16 protein-coding genes and 1 tRNA gene are annotated in these 15,237 nt (G+C 70.3%); 4 read left to right on the top strand and 13 right to left on the bottom strand.

All coding sequences use genetic code 11. From position 1 onward, the window contains the following. Positions 1-10: 10 nt before the first annotated feature. Both ACVW00_RS08020 and ACVW00_RS08015 read right to left on the bottom strand, forming a co-directional pair. The gene (locus ACVW00_RS08020) at positions 11-985 is read right to left on the bottom strand and encodes an alpha/beta fold hydrolase (RefSeq protein WP_457110373.1); all 975 of its coding nucleotides are present in this window, start codon (positions 983-985) and stop codon (positions 11-13) included. A gap of 71 nt (positions 986-1,056) precedes the next feature. After that, positions 1,057-1,863 (bottom strand): PP2C family protein-serine/threonine phosphatase, encoded by an 807-nt coding sequence (locus ACVW00_RS08015; protein WP_457110372.1) that lies wholly within the window; start codon positions 1,861-1,863, stop codon positions 1,057-1,059. 97 nt (positions 1,864-1,960) lie between these two features. Between ACVW00_RS08015 and ACVW00_RS08010 the strand changes: the two genes are divergently transcribed. Continuing rightward, positions 1,961-3,334 (top strand): hemolysin family protein, encoded by a 1,374-nt coding sequence (locus ACVW00_RS08010; protein WP_457110371.1) that lies wholly within the window; start codon positions 1,961-1,963, stop codon positions 3,332-3,334. Beyond that, entirely contained in the window at positions 3,331-4,368 is a 1,038-nt protein-coding gene (locus tag ACVW00_RS08005) for a hemolysin family protein (protein WP_457110370.1), read from the top strand. Before ACVW00_RS08010 ends, ACVW00_RS08005 begins: the two co-directional genes overlap by 4 nt. A 21-nt stretch (positions 4,369-4,389) precedes the next feature. On the opposite strand, the gene ACVW00_RS08000 is transcribed toward ACVW00_RS08005, so the two are convergent. The 4 genes from ACVW00_RS08000 to ACVW00_RS07985 all read right to left on the bottom strand — a co-directional run bounded on the left by ACVW00_RS08000 (position 4,390) and on the right by ACVW00_RS07985 (position 7,223). Beyond that, positions 4,390-4,572 (bottom strand): DUF5999 family protein, encoded by a 183-nt coding sequence (locus ACVW00_RS08000; protein WP_457110369.1) that lies wholly within the window; start codon positions 4,570-4,572, stop codon positions 4,390-4,392. A 282-nt stretch (positions 4,573-4,854) separates the two neighbouring features. Continuing rightward, on the bottom strand, positions 4,855-5,451 hold the full coding sequence (locus ACVW00_RS07995; RefSeq protein ID WP_457110368.1) for a hypothetical protein: 597 nt from the start codon (positions 5,449-5,451) through the stop codon (positions 4,855-4,857). Positions 5,452-5,604: 153 nt separating this feature from the next. Then, complete coding sequence (locus ACVW00_RS07990; protein ID WP_457110367.1) at positions 5,605-6,543, bottom strand: carbohydrate kinase family protein; 939 nt, start codon at positions 6,541-6,543, stop codon at positions 5,605-5,607. Next, positions 6,540-7,223 carry a TetR/AcrR family transcriptional regulator gene (locus tag ACVW00_RS07985; protein WP_457110366.1) on the bottom strand — a complete coding sequence of 228 codons (684 nt, stop codon included), beginning with the start codon at positions 7,221-7,223 and terminating at the stop codon, positions 6,540-6,542. Before ACVW00_RS07985 ends, ACVW00_RS07990 begins: the two co-directional genes overlap by 4 nt. A 188-nt stretch (positions 7,224-7,411) precedes the next feature. Here ACVW00_RS07985 and ACVW00_RS07980 point away from each other — a divergent pair, with 188 nt between their 5' ends. Then, a complete protein-coding gene (locus ACVW00_RS07980) occupies positions 7,412-7,573 on the top strand; it encodes a hypothetical protein (RefSeq protein WP_457110365.1) in 162 nt (53 codons plus the stop codon). On the opposite strand, the gene ACVW00_RS07975 is transcribed toward ACVW00_RS07980, so the two are convergent. From ACVW00_RS07975 to ACVW00_RS07945, 7 genes are all read right to left on the bottom strand, one after another. Beyond that, on the bottom strand, positions 7,557-7,850 hold the full coding sequence (locus tag ACVW00_RS07975; RefSeq protein ID WP_457110364.1) for a hypothetical protein: 294 nt from the start codon (positions 7,848-7,850) through the stop codon (positions 7,557-7,559). The two genes, ACVW00_RS07980 and ACVW00_RS07975, sit on opposite strands and share 17 nt — an antisense overlap. 49 nt (positions 7,851-7,899) lie before the next feature. Next, positions 7,900-8,232: a TfoX/Sxy family protein gene (locus ACVW00_RS07970; protein WP_457110363.1), complete on the bottom strand. Its 333-nt coding sequence runs from the start codon at positions 8,230-8,232 to the stop codon at positions 7,900-7,902. 228 nt (positions 8,233-8,460) lie between these two features. After that, complete coding sequence (locus ACVW00_RS07965; RefSeq protein ID WP_457110362.1) at positions 8,461-8,823, bottom strand: DUF2218 domain-containing protein; 363 nt, start codon at positions 8,821-8,823, stop codon at positions 8,461-8,463. 104 nt (positions 8,824-8,927) lie between these two features. Continuing rightward, positions 8,928-9,001: transfer RNA gene (locus ACVW00_RS07960), tRNA-Ile, on the bottom strand. 431 nt (positions 9,002-9,432) lie between these two features. After that, positions 9,433-11,703, bottom strand: coding sequence for a right-handed parallel beta-helix repeat-containing protein (locus ACVW00_RS07955; RefSeq protein WP_457110361.1), 2,271 nt, complete (start codon positions 11,701-11,703; stop codon positions 9,433-9,435). A 3-nt stretch (positions 11,704-11,706) separates the two neighbouring features. Beyond that, positions 11,707-12,639, bottom strand: coding sequence for an esterase/lipase family protein (locus ACVW00_RS07950; protein WP_457110360.1), 933 nt, complete (start codon positions 12,637-12,639; stop codon positions 11,707-11,709). 65 nt (positions 12,640-12,704) lie between these two features. Then, on the bottom strand, positions 12,705-14,405 hold the full coding sequence (locus ACVW00_RS07945; RefSeq protein ID WP_457110359.1) for a DEAD/DEAH box helicase: 1,701 nt from the start codon (positions 14,403-14,405) through the stop codon (positions 12,705-12,707). A 79-nt stretch (positions 14,406-14,484) separates the two neighbouring features. Here ACVW00_RS07945 and ACVW00_RS07940 point away from each other — a divergent pair, with 79 nt between their 5' ends. After that, positions 14,485-15,231: a PIG-L deacetylase family protein gene (locus ACVW00_RS07940; RefSeq protein WP_457110358.1), complete on the top strand. Its 747-nt coding sequence runs from the start codon at positions 14,485-14,487 to the stop codon at positions 15,229-15,231. Positions 15,232-15,237: the final 6 nt, after the last annotated feature.

The following is a 15,237-nucleotide window of genomic DNA, read 5'->3' as shown; positions in this document are numbered from 1 at the left end:
AGTCGGAGGCTCAGCGGTTCGTGGCCCCGGTGGCCCGCCGAGGGCCCTTCCCGGGCATCTTCCGGGCAGGTCCGGCCGGCGCGGTCTTGCGCGGGCCGAGCTCCATCAGCTCGGTGAGCACCTCGGTCGCGACGCCCATGCCGCCGAGGTGGGACTCCCCCGGGATCGTCTCGAAGCGCGCGTCCGGCAGCCTCGCGGCCATGTGCACGCCGTGCGCGTGCGGGATGATGTGGTCGCTGTCGCCGTGCCACCAGCGCACCGGGACCCGCACGTCGGCGGCCTCGAAGCCCCACGGCCTGGTGAACAGGATGATGTCCGCGAGCGGCGCTCCGAGGTGGAACCGCGAGCCGTTGAGCAGGTCGTCGAGGAACATCGCCCGGAACTCCGGACGCGCGAGCAGCTCCTTGTCGCCGCGCGGCTGCACCGCCGCGTACGCGTCGATGGCGGGGCCGGCGAGCGGCCTGACCAGCCTGATCGCGACCGCCAGGACGTAGCCGAGCGGCACCCGGGTCAGCGACAGCACCGGTGCGGCGTACGGCGCCAGCTCGACCAGACCACCGCGGATCGCGTCCGGACCCTTGGTCGGCGCGACGCCGCCGAGCACGCCGACGCCGTGGACCCGGTCGGGCAGGGCCGCGCCGGCAGCGAGCGCGTAGGGACCGCCCCCTGACAGGCCGATGACCCGCATGGTGTCGACCGCCAGCGCGTCCGCGAGCATCTCGAGGTCGCCGGTCCAGTCGAGGACGTTCGGGTAGAGGTGTGGCGTCGAGGTGCCGATGCCCGGCCGGTCGATCCCGATGATCCGCAGGTCGTGCTGCTCGGCGTACGCGCGCGCCTCGATCGGGATCTGTCGGCGAGCCCCCGGAGTGCCGTGCATCCAGATGATCGCCGCCCCGCGCGGCGTGCCGAACTCCGCGAAGGAGAGCCGACGACCGTCACGAACCGCTACGGAGCCCTCGAGTCGGGGCCGCTCGATGTCTGCCATGAAGGCATTCTCGCGCGTCGGCGTCCGGCCGGGAATCTGTCCAGATGGCGGCGCGCCGCTGATCGCGGCTGCTAGGCAGAGGCGGAGCGCACCGCAGCGAGGTCGATCACGTTGGCAGGTTCCCTGACGGCGCCCAGGAGCATCCCGTCGGCGATCAGGGGTGGACCGTCTACGACGGTCGCGAGCACGCAGGTCACGTTGTCGCGGCCGCCCCGGCCGAGCGCCCCGGCCACCAGGGCCTGCACGGCGTCGTCGTCGGAGCGGGTGGCGAGCGTCTCGGCGATCACCGCCTCGTCGACCAGGTCGGTGAGCCCGTCGCTGGCCAGCAGGACCCGGTCACCCGGACGAAGCGAGAGCGGCAACAGGTCGGGGACACCGGTCTCCGAGCCGTTCACGGTGCGGGTCACGACGTTGCGCCAGGGGTGCTGCGCCACGTCGTCGGGGTCGAGACGGCCCTCGTCGACCATCTCCTGGACGTAGGTGTGGTCGCGCGTCACGCGGGTCAGCTCACCGTCGCGGAAGACGTAGCCGCGCGAGTCTCCGAGGTGGCCGAGCACGAAGGTCTCCCCGTCGGTCACCAGGGCAGTCAGCGTGGTGGCCATGCCCGACCGTGCCGGGTCCGCCACGACTCCGGCGTGCACCTGTGCCTGTGCGACCTGGACCGCCTCGCGCAGGACCTCGGCGGGGTCCTCGCCGCCGTGCATCAGGACCGTCGCCGCGACGGCGTACGCCGTGGTTGCCGAGGCGACCTCACCGGCTGCACCGCCACCGACCCCATCTGCGACGAGGATGCAGGTGGGGCCCACGAACGCGGAGTCCTGGTTGTCGTGACGCACCAGACCGACATGACTCTCACCGGTGCCGGAGATGCGCAGCATGTCTCCTCCTCACCACGAGAACGTCCTGCGAGCCTCTCACGGTTCCACCGACCGCCCCAAGACCCGCGGACGGACCTGACCCGCAACAATGGGCGCCATGGAATGGCTGCTGCTCGGGGTGTCCGTCGCGCTGATGGTCATCTGCGGCGTGTTCGGTGCAGCCGAGTACTCCTTCGTCGCAGTCGACCGGGCCGCCGTCGACCGCGCGGCAGCCACCGGGGACCGGGCGGCGCTGGGAGTCCGCAAGGCGCTCCGCAGCCTGTCCACCCAGCTGTCCGGAGCTCAGATCGGAGTCACGATCACGAACCTGGTGATCGGCTTCCTCGCCGAGCCCGCGATCGCCGAGCTGCTGCACGACCCGCTCGACGCCGCGGGCGTGCCGAGTGGAGCCGTCACCGGCGTCGCGGTCTCGATCGCCCTGGTGCTCGCCACCGTGGCGACGATGCTCGTCGGCGAGCTGATCCCCAAGAAGATCGGCATCGCGGTCCCGCTCGACGCCGCGAAGGCGACCCAGGGCGTGATGCGGCTGTTCACCACCGTCGTCAAGCCGGCGATCAGGGTGCTCAACGGCTCGGCCAACGCCATCGTCCGCTCGGTCGGGGTCGAGCCGCAGGAGGAGCTCCGCTCCGCGCGGTCGTCCGACGAGCTGGCCTCGCTGGCCGGGCGCTCGGCCTCCGAAGGCACCCTCGACGAGGAGACAGCGCAGCTCGTGCAGCGGTCAGTCGCCTTCGGCCCGCGCACCGCCGGGGAGATCATGACGCCCCGGATGCGGATGGCCGTGGTCGACGGCAACGACCCGGTCAGCGAGGTGATCGAGCTGTCCTCGACCACGGGCTTCTCGAAGTTCCCGGTGATCAAGGGCACCACCGACCAGATCGTCGGGTCCGTCCACGTCAAGCAGGCGGTCGCGGTGCCTCGCGGCGAGCGGGGCTCGACCCAGGTGCGCGAGATCATGGTCGCGGCCACCGTCGTGCCGGAGTCGCTGCGCCTGGACCCGCTGCTGTCGCTGCTGCGCGGCGAGGGCTTCCAGATGGCGATCGTCTCCGACGAGTACGGCGGCACGGCCGGCGTCGTCACCCTCGAGGACGTCGTCGAGGAGATCGTCGGCGACATTGCCGACGAGCACGACCGCAGCGGCGCGCGGATGCGGCAGCGTCCCGACGGGTCGTGGATCGTCTCGGGGCTGCTGCGACCCGACGAGGTGCTCGCCGCGACCGGGCTGGCCCTGCCCGAGCACGAGGACTACGACACGGTGGCGGGCCTGCTCGTGCAGCACCTCGGCCGGATCCCGGTGCCGGGCGACGCCGTCGACGTCAGACTGCCGGTCATCATTCCCGATGACGACGACGCCGAGCCGATCGTCGAGCACGCCCACCTGCGCGTCGTACGGATGGACGGGCTGCGGGTCGACCGGATCTCGCTCCAGCGGCAACCCGGGCCACCGCCCGCGCCAGGAGGGGAGGACCGATGAGCACCTCCGCGGCGCTGGCGCTCTCCGTCGTGCTGCTTCTGGGCAATGCGTTCTTCGTCGGCGCCGAGTTCGCCCTCGTCTCGGCGCGCCGCACGAAGGTCGAACCGCGTGCACGTGAGGGATCCCGGATGGCGAAGACCACGCTGCGCGCCATGGAGGACCTCACCTCGATCATCGCCGCGGCCCAGTTCGGGATCACGGTGTGCTCGCTCGGCCTGGGAGCCGTCGCCGAGCCCGCGTTCGCCGCTGTGCTCGAGCCGGTCTTCGAGGACCTGCACCTCGCCGAGTCGTGGCTGCACCCGGTGTCGTTCACCCTCGGGATGGCGATGGTGGTCTACCTCCACGTCGTGCTCGGCGAGATGGTGCCGAAGAACCTGGCCCTCGCCGGCCCGGAGCGGGCGGCGGTGCTGTTCGGGCCGCCGATGGTCGCGCTGGTGGCCTTCCTGAAGCCGGTGGTGAACGCGCTCAATGCCGCTGCCGACGCGGGTGTGCGCCTGATGCGCATCGAACCTCGCAACGACGTCAGCTCGACCTTCACCCACGAGGAGGTCGAGGCGCTGGTCGACGAGTCGCACGCCGAGGGCCTGCTGGAGGAGAGCGAGTACGAGCGGCTCTCCGGCGCCCTGGGCTTCACCTCGCGGACGGTCTCGGACGTGCTACTGCCGATGGAGGCGCTGGAGACGGTCACGCGCGACGCGCGGACGACCGAGGTCGAGGCGATCTGCGCGGAGACCGGGTACTCACGGTTCCCGGTCGTCTCCGAGGAGGGTGAGCTGACCGGCTACCTGCACATCAAGGACGTGCTCGAGCCCGATCCCCACGGCCGCGCACAGGTCATCGACCCGACCTGGATCCGCCCGTTCGCCGACGTGCACGAGACGGACACGCTCGTGCAGACGCTGCAGACACTGCAGTCGCAGGGGGCGCACATGGCCCGCGTCGTCGACGACGAGGACCGGGTGCTCGGGGTGGCCACGCTCGAGGACGTGATCGAGGAGCTGGTCGGCGAGATCAGGGATGCCGCCCACCACTGAGGGTGGGCGCGGCTGGTCCGGTCAAGCGGACAGAGGCACGGGCTCCACGTGGCCGTCGGGGGCCAGGTAGAGGCCGTCGTCGAACAGGATGACGCCGTTGCAGAGCCGGCACCACCCTTGCTCGGAGTGGTCGGCGACCGTGTGTGCGTGGCAGCAGTCGGCCGAGGTGGCGTCCGGACAGGACGGGTGATGAGTACACGTCATTGTGTTCTCCCAATCGATCAAGGGCGTTCGTGGTGCTGAATGTCCATGGAACCTCGCGGAGACGATGTTCACGATCCAATCGGACAAACTGGTTGAAACCTTAGCCGATTTGTGACCTTGTGGAAGCGAAACGGTCAACGTCAGCCCCACTGGTCTCGACCACGGTTCGCGCGCACACCCGACACCGTCCGCTGAGGCCTGCGGGGAACGCGCGCCAGCCGGACATGCCTTCGCCGGGACGGCCCCCACGGCCGTCCCGGCGAAGCCGGTGTTTCGGTGTGCTCAGGCGACGATCGGGTCCCGCTCGTTCGCCAGGGCGAGCGCCACCGAGGCGTCCCGCGCCCTGCGAGCGTGGATCAGGCCGATGATGCCCAGCAGCAGCAGCAGGCCGGCGCCGACGAAGGACACGATCGCGGCGATCCCGGCGATGGTGCCGATGGTCGCGAACGCGTATCCGTAGAGGAGCAGACCGCGGAGCGTGCTGCCCATGAACATCGTCTGGCGCAGTCCGGCGAGCTTCTGACCGTCAGGCGTCGCCTTCTGCGCGTCGGACAGGGCGAGGAACTCGCCGCTGACCTCTTCGTAGGTCTTGTTGCCGCTGGCGGCGTTCATGTGCACCAGGATGAAGTGGTTGGCATATGCCTTCGCCTGCGGACCGGTGGTCATCTTCTGGCCGGCGTACTTGTCGAGTGCCTTGTGCTGCGCCGGGGTCTCCAGCGCCGCCTTTGCCGGCATCGTGATGTTCTGCATCGCGAGCTGGTCGTGCACCTGACCACCGATGAACGAGCTTGCCCAGGTGAGCAAACCGCCGGCGATGATGAGAACGGCCGCGAGCAGCAGCCCGGTCCCCGAAATCAGCTTGTCGAGTGTTGAGCGCATGTCGCGTCTCCTCTGTGAACGGCGGGGGAACTTCTCCCGCACTGCCCACAGCACATCAGCCGGAGGGGGTCGGCCCCATGAGGCAAAGGGCCCCAGTCAGTCGGCCCAAAGTCGCCAGCTCCACGGGACCTTTGCGAGGCCGCGGCGGGACGTTCAGAGGCGCGGCGCGGCGGCTGCGAAGTGGCGGACCGTGTCGAGGGTGTAGTCGCCGTGGTCGGTGCCGACTCCCTGCGCCACCTGGGCGGCGGTCGCGCAGCCCAGCTCGGCGGAAGCGCGATGGTCCAGCCCGAGCCACCGGCCGCGCAGGAAGCCGGCGGAAAACGCATCGCCACATCCGGTCGTGTCGACGACCTCCACGGCGTACGCCGGCACCTCGACGGTCTCGTCTGCGGTGACCACCAGTGCTCCCCTGGCTCCCTGGGTGACCGCGACGCAGCCGGCGCCGGCGGCGACGAGGGCGCGGGCGCCGTCGACGAGCGTGGTCTCGCCGGTGAAGCCGAGCACCTGCTCGTCGTTGGGCAGCAGGTAGTCGGCGTGCGGGAGGCAGTCCACGATCCAGGCCAGCATCTCGGGGTCGCCGGGAGCGAGCACGTCGACCGACGTGGAGCAGCCGAGGCGGTGGGCAGCGGAGAGCAGCTCACCTGCGGCGGGCCCGCCGAGGAACTCGGGACCGCCCAGGTGCACATGCCCGAGTCGCGGCACCGAGCCCAGGTCGATGTCGCTGAGGCCCAGGAGTCCGTTGGCGCCGACGCAGTGCCACGCGGGGCGGTCGCCGTTGGGGCGAACCGGCAGGACGCTGGCCGAGGTCTGCGCGTCGGGCCTGCGGACCAGGCGGCTGGTGTCGACACCCTCCCGGGCGAGCAGCGCCAGCAACGTGTCGCCCAGGGGGTCCTGCCCGATCGCACCGATGCTGTGGACCTCGGTCCCCAGCCGGCTGAGGACGACACCGGTGCCGCCCGCCGTGCCGGCCGGCGAGACCCGGATCGTGTCGACCAGGGCGCCGTCGGAGCCCTCGGGGATCGTCTCCACGTGCAGCACATGGGTGTCCAGCACGTGCACGCCGACCACGGCCACGCTCGTGGGCTCGCTCACCGGGTCTCCTGCACCGTCGGGTCGTCGCTCGTGCGGACCACGCCGGCGACCCCGGCTTCGGTCGCATACCGGAGCAGGTACGCCGTCACCATCTCGATGCCCTCGTCGATGGCGAACTCGTCGCCGTCGTCCTGGATCTCGTAGGCGAGCTGGAAGACCCGGTCACCGATCTCGACGGCAAGCTCGGCAGCCGCGAGCGAGAGGTCGGGACGTGTGACACCTGCTCCGACGGCGAGGTCCCGCAGGTCGCGTGCCGTGTCCCGGTTGTGGCGGCGCCCGAACTGGTGGACGGCGGCGACGGTGCGCCCGCGCAGCCAGATCTCGACGAAGTCGGCGCGACGCGCATAGACCTTCGTGTAGGCGCGCATCGTGGTCTCCACCAGCGACCGGACCGACAGCACGTCGAGCGCGGCCAGGTCCTTGCGGACCTGCTGGTCCATCTCGTCGGTGTCGCGCTCGACCAGCGCGAGCAGGATCGCGTCGCGGTCGGCGAAGTACTGGTAGAGCGAGGCGACCGGGACGCCGGCCGCGGCCGCGGCCGACCGGGTCGTGAGCGCTTCGAGGCCCTGGGCGACGACCACGCGGGAGGCCGCCTCGAGGACCTTGCCCACCAGCTCGCGCGATCGGGCCTGCGTCGGAGTGCGGCGTCGGACGGTGGACGAGGCAGCGACCGCGGGCATGGCGGGACAGTAGCAGCAGAATCTGAACCCGACGCGTGTTCAGATTCGCGGAGGATGCGCACACCGCCGCCGTGTGGGTCGCTTCCCGAAACTTTGTTTTGTCTGCTTCTTCCCAATTGCCCGGTTTTGCCGCACCATGGGCACAGGGAGGAAGCCATGCCACATCCCCACTCCGTGAGCAGGTCTCCATGCACGAGCACCAACATCGCATCAGCCCCGACGGTCCGGGCCTCAGCCGGTTCGTCGCCGCACGCTTCATGCTGGTCGTGATGGCCAGCTTCTACCTCGCCGGAGCAACGCTCGGGGTGATGTACCTGCTCGGGATCGATCCGGTCACGTACCACTGGTAGTCGGACGCTGGCCCTTCCACTCGACCAGAGCCGGGGGCCCCGACCCGGCCGGGCGCAGGTAGCGCAGCGGCCGCCAGCCCTGGCGCACCATCGAGCCGTGCCCAGCGCCGGTGCTGTAGGTCTCGACGGTGACGACCCAGGCCTCCCAGCCGCCGGCCGTCCGGCGCCAGTCGAGCACGAGGCCGGGCAGCGGTGCACGCGGGCCGTCGAGATCGAGCTTCACCCAGACGTGGAACACCCGGGCGGGGCTGTCCGGCGGCTCGTGGAAGCGCTGCACACGGGCAGAATAGAACATACGTTCGATGTGTGTGCCCCGGATCCGGCGATCACTTCGGCGGCAGTGAACCGGCGTACCCGACGCCGAGGTCGACCCAGCGTTGCAGGGCGTCCGCCGACTCGACCGCCACCGCCCCGACCCGGAGCCAGCCGTCCATCTGCCGGCCGCGCATCACCATGCGGTCGACGTGCGGCTCTGCCGTCAGCGACTCGGCGTCGGCCGGGTCGGTCCGCACCATCAGGCCGCCCTGGCCGCTGGCTGCGACGGCCATGTTGCCGTGGACCAGGAACGCGAGCCCGCCGAACATGCGCTTCTCGGTGACACCCGCCTCGCCGGCGACCGCGTGCCGGATCCGCTCGGCCAGCTCCTCGTCGTACGCCATGGCAGCAGTATGGTCCGCGCGATCGACAGCGCCCCCCGCGCCGCTCGGTGCCTGCTGTTCGGGACCTTCGGCCCATGGCATCACTTCGCGCGCACGCCTACGGTCGGATCAGTGGGTACGGCCTTGGGAGGAAGGCCGCGGACATCAGCTCACACCCGACCCGCCTCGCCGGTTCCCCAGATCCTGGCGAGGCGGGTCGTGGATCTTGCCCGCCGGCCGAGACGTCGGTCAGTCCGGGACCGATGGCTCCGTCCAGTCGACCACCAGGCGATCACGCCGGCCGAAGCGCTCGAGGTCCCTGTCGAGGATCGCCTGGATCCGGCGTACGTCGTCGGCGTCGGTGGCGTCGATGCGAAGTGTCAGGGTGCTCCCGGAGGCGGTGATCGAACAGGTCCCCCACGGCGCGAACGTGAGCAGGCCCTCGGTGTCCGACCACTCGGCTCGCAGCTCGACCTCGGGCGCTGCTGCCGGCGCACCCCGGTGCATCCTCGCGCGGTGTCCTCCACCGGCCATCGCCGAAGCGTGCTTGCAGATCTGGGTGAGGTACCGGTCCGGGCGGTCGGTCTGGATGCGCGCTTCAGAGGTGACCATGCGGTCACGATACCCCCCGGGGGTATTCAAGGTACAGAGCGCTGCCTGGACAGCGCAGGAACCCGGGTCGTCCACAGAGGACGCCCGGGTTCCGGCACGATGCGTAGGGCGGGTGGGGCTCGAACCCACGACCCAAGGATTATGAGTCCTCTGCTCTGACCGACTGAGCTACCGCCCTGCGCGTCCAAGCGGCTCGACGCCCCGGCAGGTTACCGCCCTCTGCCTCGCGACGTCGGGAGGTTTCGAGACGGTCGCTGCGCGACCTCCTCAACCGCCGTGGCTGGCACGGCGTGAAGGTCGCCGGGTCTCGACTGATCGCTCGCACGCTCGCTGCTCGACCACCTGTGGAGCGGTCTGCGCGTGAGTCACCGGGTCTCGACTGATCGCTCGCAGGCTCGCTGCTCGACCACCTGTGGTGAGGTCTGCGCGCGCGTCGCCGGGTCTCGACTGATCGCTCGCACGCTCGCTACTCGACCGCCTGTGGTGAGGTCTGCGCGTGAGTCACCGGGTCTCGACTGATCGCTCGCAGGCTCGCTGCTCGACCACCTGTGGAGCGGTCGGTGCTCGACCACCCTTGGAGCAGCTGGTGGTTGAGGACCTGTGGCCGGCTCAGCCCGGGGTGCCTGCGAAGGCTGCGGCCGCTCCGTAGATCTTGTAGAGGGCGAACCCGCCGGCGTAGCCGGTGCTGCAGCGGTCGTCGAACAGCTGCATCGCGCCGCCGTCGCTGAGCACGTTGCCGTAGCCGACCACCTTGTCGCCCTCCACGGGACCGCCCGCGAAGTGACGCAGCCGCTGGACGAGCCCGAGCTTCTGGCCCTCGTCCGCCTGCCGCCACCAGCTGCACGTGTAGGAGCTGAGCCGCTGTGAGGTCACCACGGGAGCGACCGACGGCGCCGGACGCAGCGGGGCGAGGAGCTGGTCGATCACCTGGTCGATGAGTGAGAGGTTCACGATGTCGAGCAGGTAGGACGAGCAGGTCCTCGCCGTCGGGTTCGCGTCGCAGTACTCCTTGAAGACCTGCGTCTGGAGCGACCCGAGCGTGGTCGTGGGCGCCGAGCCGGGCTTCGCCGGCGTCATCGGCCAGCTGCAGATCTGCTCGTCACCGTGCGGGTAGCCGGAGATCTGGTACCCGGCGAGGCACGACACGAGCTCTGCCTCGGCGACCGGGTTGCCCAGGCCGATGCTCAGGGCGGGCATCGCGCCGTTGAGGCAGGAGGGCAGCAGCCCGTTGCCGGTTGCGGCCTTCCCGCCCGGCCCGGTGTTGTTCCAGAAGCAGTTGCCGGTGTTCGTCGGGAACGCGTCCCACCACAGGTCGGTGCCGTTGGGCTTGGCGGTGCCATCGGGCGCGACGCCCATCTTGTTGCCGTAGATGCTGTTGTCGTAGGAGGTCGAGAGGCCCGTTGCGCTGCAGCCCTGGACCGGGGTGCCGTCGGAGAGCACGGGACCGCAGACGGCCGCGTCGGGAACGGCGAACAGCATCAGTCCGCGCCGCCAGTTGTCCCAGAAGCTGTTGTTGCGCACCACGTTCTGGTTGCCGCCGGCGAGCCAGAGACCGGTGCCGACCGGTGCGCCGATGAACGGCTCGACGTCGGAGCCCGGCTGGAACGGGTTGAAGTTGTTGTCGTAGAAGTTGTTGTCCTCGATCACGTTGCCGTGCTGCGGGAAGCCGGGGTGGCCGGCCGCGGTGAACACGTCGGTGGTGAAGCCGAGCGCGTTGTCGAAGAAGTTGTTGTGGTCGATCCGGACGCCGCTGCTGTTGGTGCCCGAGAAGCCGCCAGTGTTGTGGTGGAGGTCGCACTGGGTCAGTCGCTGGCTGTAGCGGGCGACCGGGTAGAACGACGTGTCGCGCTTGACCAGCGTCGGAGCGCTCGACCCGGGGTAGATCCCGGAGTCGCCGTTGCCGGCGGCTTCGCAGTTCTGGATCTGTCCGTGGTCACCGACGAACGTGAGCACGCCGTACCCGCCGGCGTAGTACGTCTTGAACTGGTCGAGGAGGTAGCCGTCGGTCTCGAGGACGTAGATGTCGTGCTCGCGCGCGTGCCGCACGTTGATCTTGCGCATCACGAACCCGTCGGCACGGTCGACGAAGATGCCGACGTCCTTGCGGTGGCCGACAGCGGACGGCCCGCTGTTGCCGGCAGCGGCGTCGCCCGCCTCGACGACCACGTCGTCGGAGCTGACTCCCGAGCCCTCGAGCTGGAGGTTGCACCTGATGCAGGGGCCCTGGTTCGGGATGCCGTGCCGGTCGGCGAGCGGCGGGTCGGGGTCCACGCCGGACCCGATGCCTCGGCCGATCACTGCGATCAGGTTCGCGTCGTTGGGGCAGTGCACCTGGTACGCGTGCGACAGGGCTCCCGGGTCGCCCGCGTCGGAGTGGGTCTTGTACTGGTCACACGCCGGGTCGAAGGTCGGCTTCGACGCAGCGGTCGGCTCGGTGTAGACGCCCGGCATCACCACGACGCGGTCGTTGTTGTGCGAGGCGGTCACCGCCGTCTGGATCTCCGAGTACTGGCACCTCTCGAAGAGCTTGCCGTTGAGCTGGCGCAGGGTCTGCGCCTCGGTCGCCGTCAGCGTGCGGTGGTCGGTGGGCCGGACGTTGTAGCCGTGGGCGAGGGCGTTGTTGACCGAGGCGTTGAGCAGGTCCATCGAGTTCGGCCGGCAGACGACTCGGGTGTCCCCCGGCTGGGTGTCGTCGAGCGCCGAGGCGAGGCTTCGCGCCGTCGGGATCTCTCCGCCTGCGCACGGCGAGACCGAGCAGTCGGGGTTCGGGTCCGGCCAGTACGACGGCCGCTCGACGTGCGCCTGTGCCGCCAGCGGGATCGCGAAGGTGCTGCCGAGCGCGATCAGCGCGACCACGATGATTCGCTTCGAGAGTGACATGGCTCAGAGACCTCCGACGAAGGGCAGGACGGGCACGCAGTTGAGCGGGCGGGGATGGGCAGGATCAAGGGCGTTGAGCACCAGCACGCTGGCGTTCTTGTCCGCGGCGATCTCGAAGTGCTCGGTGAAGTCCAGCGGGCAGCGGTCCTGGAGGACGATGTTGGTCATCCCCGGCTCGATCCCGCTCGTGTACGGCACCACCAGCTCGTCGTACCGGCTGACGATGTTGACGTAGTGCACGCCCGGCACCGCCACTCCCCCGCTGCGCATCTCGGCGATGAACGACGAGCTCGCGGACATCTCGCCGCACGCCGCGCAGAACGGCACGGCGTACTCTGGCACGCCGGGTCCGAAGGCGAGCATGAACAGGGACCTGATGTCGCCGGTGCTGGTGCCGTGCCACAGCGACGCGAGCGAGATGTAGCTGCCGACCTTGCCGGCGCCGCCGAGGAACTTCAGCCAGTAGTCCGGCATCAGGGTGCCCTGCGAGTGGCCGACCAGGTCGACCTGCTGCGCACCGGTGGCGGCGAGCACACGGTCGACGAACGCACCCAGCTCGGCGGCGCTGGAGCGGATGCTGCTGAGTCCGCCGATCGCGCTGAGCGGATAGACCGAGCCCGGAGTGACGCCGTAGGTCAGCGCGAAGACGCAGTAGCCGTTGTTGCGCAGCAGCGGCCCGTAGGTCTGCCAGTTGGTGCTGCGGTTGCCGCCGGTGCCGTGCACCAGCACGACCGGGCGGGGATGCGCGGCGCTGGGCCGGCAGCTCCAGTCGTTGGTCCCGGGCGCGTCCGCGTCGGGCATGCCGCCGAGCAGCGCCGACGGGATGAACTGGTACGGAACGGGCAGGACGTCGGTGGCGGAGGCCGATGGCGGGAGCAGCAGCGCCGTGGACAGCAACGCCGCCAGAGCGGCGGCCAGGGTCGTGATTCGGCGCACGGATGATCCTCCGGTGTGGTCGGCGTCACGTGCTCAACGACCGAGCCGGAGAAAGATCACGCCAATTACTGAATGCGGTTCTTGTGGCGTGGCTTCTTGCCGGGCGCGCCGCTCGCCTGGCCCCGGTGCGGAGCGGCGGTCCGGTTGCGGGCGAACCGGTCGGGCTTCAGCGCGATCAGCACACCGGAGATGCGGGTGTCCTCGAGGGCGCGCAGCGTGTCGGCCGACAGGTCCGCGGGCAGCTCCACGATCGAGAACGCCGGCTTGATGTCGATCTTGCCGAAGTCCTCGCGCGACAGGCCGCCCTCGTTGGCGAGCGCGCCGACGATCTGGCGCGGCTCGACACGGTGTCGCTTGCCCACCTCGATCCGGTACGACGCCATCGGCTTGCCGCTCCCCCGGCGCTCCTTCGAGCGCTCCTGGTGCGGCGACCGGGTCGGCTCGGGCATCTCCTCGAGCAGGAGCGGCTCACCGTCCTGGGCCAGCACAGCGATCGCGGCAGCGACGTCGAGCGCCGGCACGTCGTGCTCGAGCTCGTAGGCGGCGACCAGCTCGCGGAACTGCGCGATCTGCGGGTCACCGAGGGCCTGGCCGATGGCGTCGGTGAACTTCGAGACCCGGAACGCGTTGACGTCCTCCACCGTCGGGAGCTTCATCTCCTCGAGCGTGGTGCGGTTGGTCTTCTCGATCGCGCGGAGCAGGTGGTTCTCGCGCGGGGTGACGAACGAGATCGCCACGCCCGGACGACCGGCCCGGCCGGTGCGGCCGATGCGGTGCACGTAGGACTCGGTGTCGGTCGGGATGTCGTGGTTGACGACGTGGCTGATCCGCGGCACGTCGAGGCCGCGCGCCGCCACGTCGGTGGCCACCAGGATGTCGAGCTTGCTCTTGCGCAGCTGCTCGATGGTGCGCTCACGCTGCACCTGGGCGACGTCGCCGTTGATCGCCGCGGCCGAGAAGCCCCGGGCACGGAGGCGCTCGGCCAGCTCCTCGGTGGCGTTCTTGGTGCGGACGAAGACGATCATCCCGTCGAAGTTCTCCACCTCGAGGATCCGGGTCAGCGCGTCGAGCTTCTGCGGGTGCGCGACCTTGAGGTAGCGCTGGCTGACGTTCGACGCCGTGGTCGAGGTGGACTTGACCTTCACCTCGGTCGCCCCGGGCGCGTGCTGCTTGACGATCCGGCGGATCTGCGGCGGCATGGTCGCGGAGAACAGCGCGACCTGCTTGTCCTCCGGCGTGCCGGAGAGGATCTGCTCGACGTCCTCGGCGAAGCCCATGTTGAGCATCTCGTCGGCCTCGTCGAGCACGACGAACCGGAGCTGGCTCAGGTCGAGCGTGCCCTTCTCGAGGTGGTCCATCACGCGGCCCGGCGTACCGACGACCACGTGGACGCCCCGACGCAGCGCGGACAGCTGCACGCCGTAGCCCTGGCCGCCGTAGACGGGCAGCACGTGCAGGCCCTTGACGTGGGCGGCGTACTTCTCGAACGCCTCGGCGACCTGGAGCGCCAGCTCACGGGTCGGCGCGAGGACGAGGACCTGCGGGGCCTTCGCGGAGAGGTCGATCCGCGACAGGATCGGCAGCGCGAACGCAGCCGTCTTGCCCGTGCCCGTCTGGGCCAGGCCGACGACGTGTTGTCCGGCCAGCAGCGGCGGGATCGCCTCGGCCTGGATCGGCGACGGCGTCTCGTAGCCCACGTCGCGGAGCGCCTTGAGCACCCGGGGGTCGAGACCGAGGTCGTCGAAGGAAAGCGTTGTCTCGGTCACCGAAGCAAGGGTAGTTGGCGCGCGCGCCGCCACCTATTTGAACGTGATCTCGTCGACAGCCGGGGCTAGCGTGCCATCCATGGACATGCCCCCGCCGCTGGAGACCCTCGACGAGACCTGGGAGCGCGCGCTGTGCATCGTCGCGCACCCCGACGACATGGAGTTCGGCGCCGCCGCTGCCGTCGCCCGCTGGACCGGCCAGGGCAAGTGGGTCGGCTACACGATGGTGACCAGCGGCGAGGCCGGCATCGACGCGATGGCGCCCGACGAGTGCCGGGTGGTTCGCGAGAAGGAGGAGATCGAGTCGGCGCGGATCGTCGGCGTCGACAGCGTGGACTTCCTGCACCAGCCCGACGGCGTCCTCGAGTACGGCGTGCCGCTGCGCCGGCTCCTCGCCGCCGAGGTGCGCCGGCACCGCCCGGACATCGTGGTCACCGGCAACCACCGCGACACCTGGGGCGGCAACAACCTCAACCAGGCCGACCACATCGCCGTGGGCAAGGCCGTGCTCGACGCGGTGCGCGACGCCGGCAACCGGTGGGTGTTCCCCGAGCAGATCACCGACGACGGCCTCGAGCCGTGGGGCGGGGTCAAGCAGGTCTGGGTCTTCGGGTCGCCGGCAGCGACGCACGCGGTGGACACCACCGACGCGTTCGATGCCGGCGTCGAGTCGCTGAAGGCCCATGCGGCGTACATCGACGGGCTCGGCTGGGAGAACTGGGACCCGCGCGAGTTCCTCGAGGGGATGGCCCGGGCGACGGGCCAGCGTCTCGGGGTCGCGTTCGCGGCGCCCTTCGAGGTCGTCCCGATGGGCTGGGGTGATTAGCCGCCC

The organism is Marmoricola sp. URHA0025 HA25, assembly GCF_054059435.1.
This window is presented reverse-complemented; position numbering and strand designations above follow the sequence as displayed.

Coding starts and splice junctions, on each gene's coding strand:
- ACVW00_RS08020 (WP_457110373.1), bottom strand. CDS start 985: ATGGCAGACATCGAGCGGCCCCGACTCGAGGGCTCCGTAGCGGTTCGT.
- ACVW00_RS08015 (WP_457110372.1), bottom strand. CDS start 1,863: ATGCTGCGCATCTCCGGCACCGGTGAGAGTCATGTCGGTCTGGTGCGT.
- ACVW00_RS08010 (WP_457110371.1), top strand. CDS start 1,961: ATGGAATGGCTGCTGCTCGGGGTGTCCGTCGCGCTGATGGTCATCTGC.
- ACVW00_RS08005 (WP_457110370.1), top strand. CDS start 3,331: ATGAGCACCTCCGCGGCGCTGGCGCTCTCCGTCGTGCTGCTTCTGGGC.
- ACVW00_RS08000 (WP_457110369.1), bottom strand. CDS start 4,572: ATGACGTGTACTCATCACCCGTCCTGTCCGGACGCCACCTCGGCCGAC.
- ACVW00_RS07995 (WP_457110368.1), bottom strand. CDS start 5,451: ATGCGCTCAACACTCGACAAGCTGATTTCGGGGACCGGGCTGCTGCTC.
- ACVW00_RS07985 (WP_457110366.1), bottom strand. CDS start 7,223: ATGCCCGCGGTCGCTGCCTCGTCCACCGTCCGACGCCGCACTCCGACG.
- ACVW00_RS07980 (WP_457110365.1), top strand. CDS start 7,412: ATGCACGAGCACCAACATCGCATCAGCCCCGACGGTCCGGGCCTCAGC.
- ACVW00_RS07970 (WP_457110363.1), bottom strand. CDS start 8,232: ATGGCGTACGACGAGGAGCTGGCCGAGCGGATCCGGCACGCGGTCGCC.
- ACVW00_RS07965 (WP_457110362.1), bottom strand. CDS start 8,823: ATGGTCACCTCTGAAGCGCGCATCCAGACCGACCGCCCGGACCGGTAC.
- ACVW00_RS07955 (WP_457110361.1), bottom strand. CDS start 11,703: ATGTCACTCTCGAAGCGAATCATCGTGGTCGCGCTGATCGCGCTCGGC.
- ACVW00_RS07940 (WP_457110358.1), top strand. CDS start 14,485: ATGGACATGCCCCCGCCGCTGGAGACCCTCGACGAGACCTGGGAGCGC.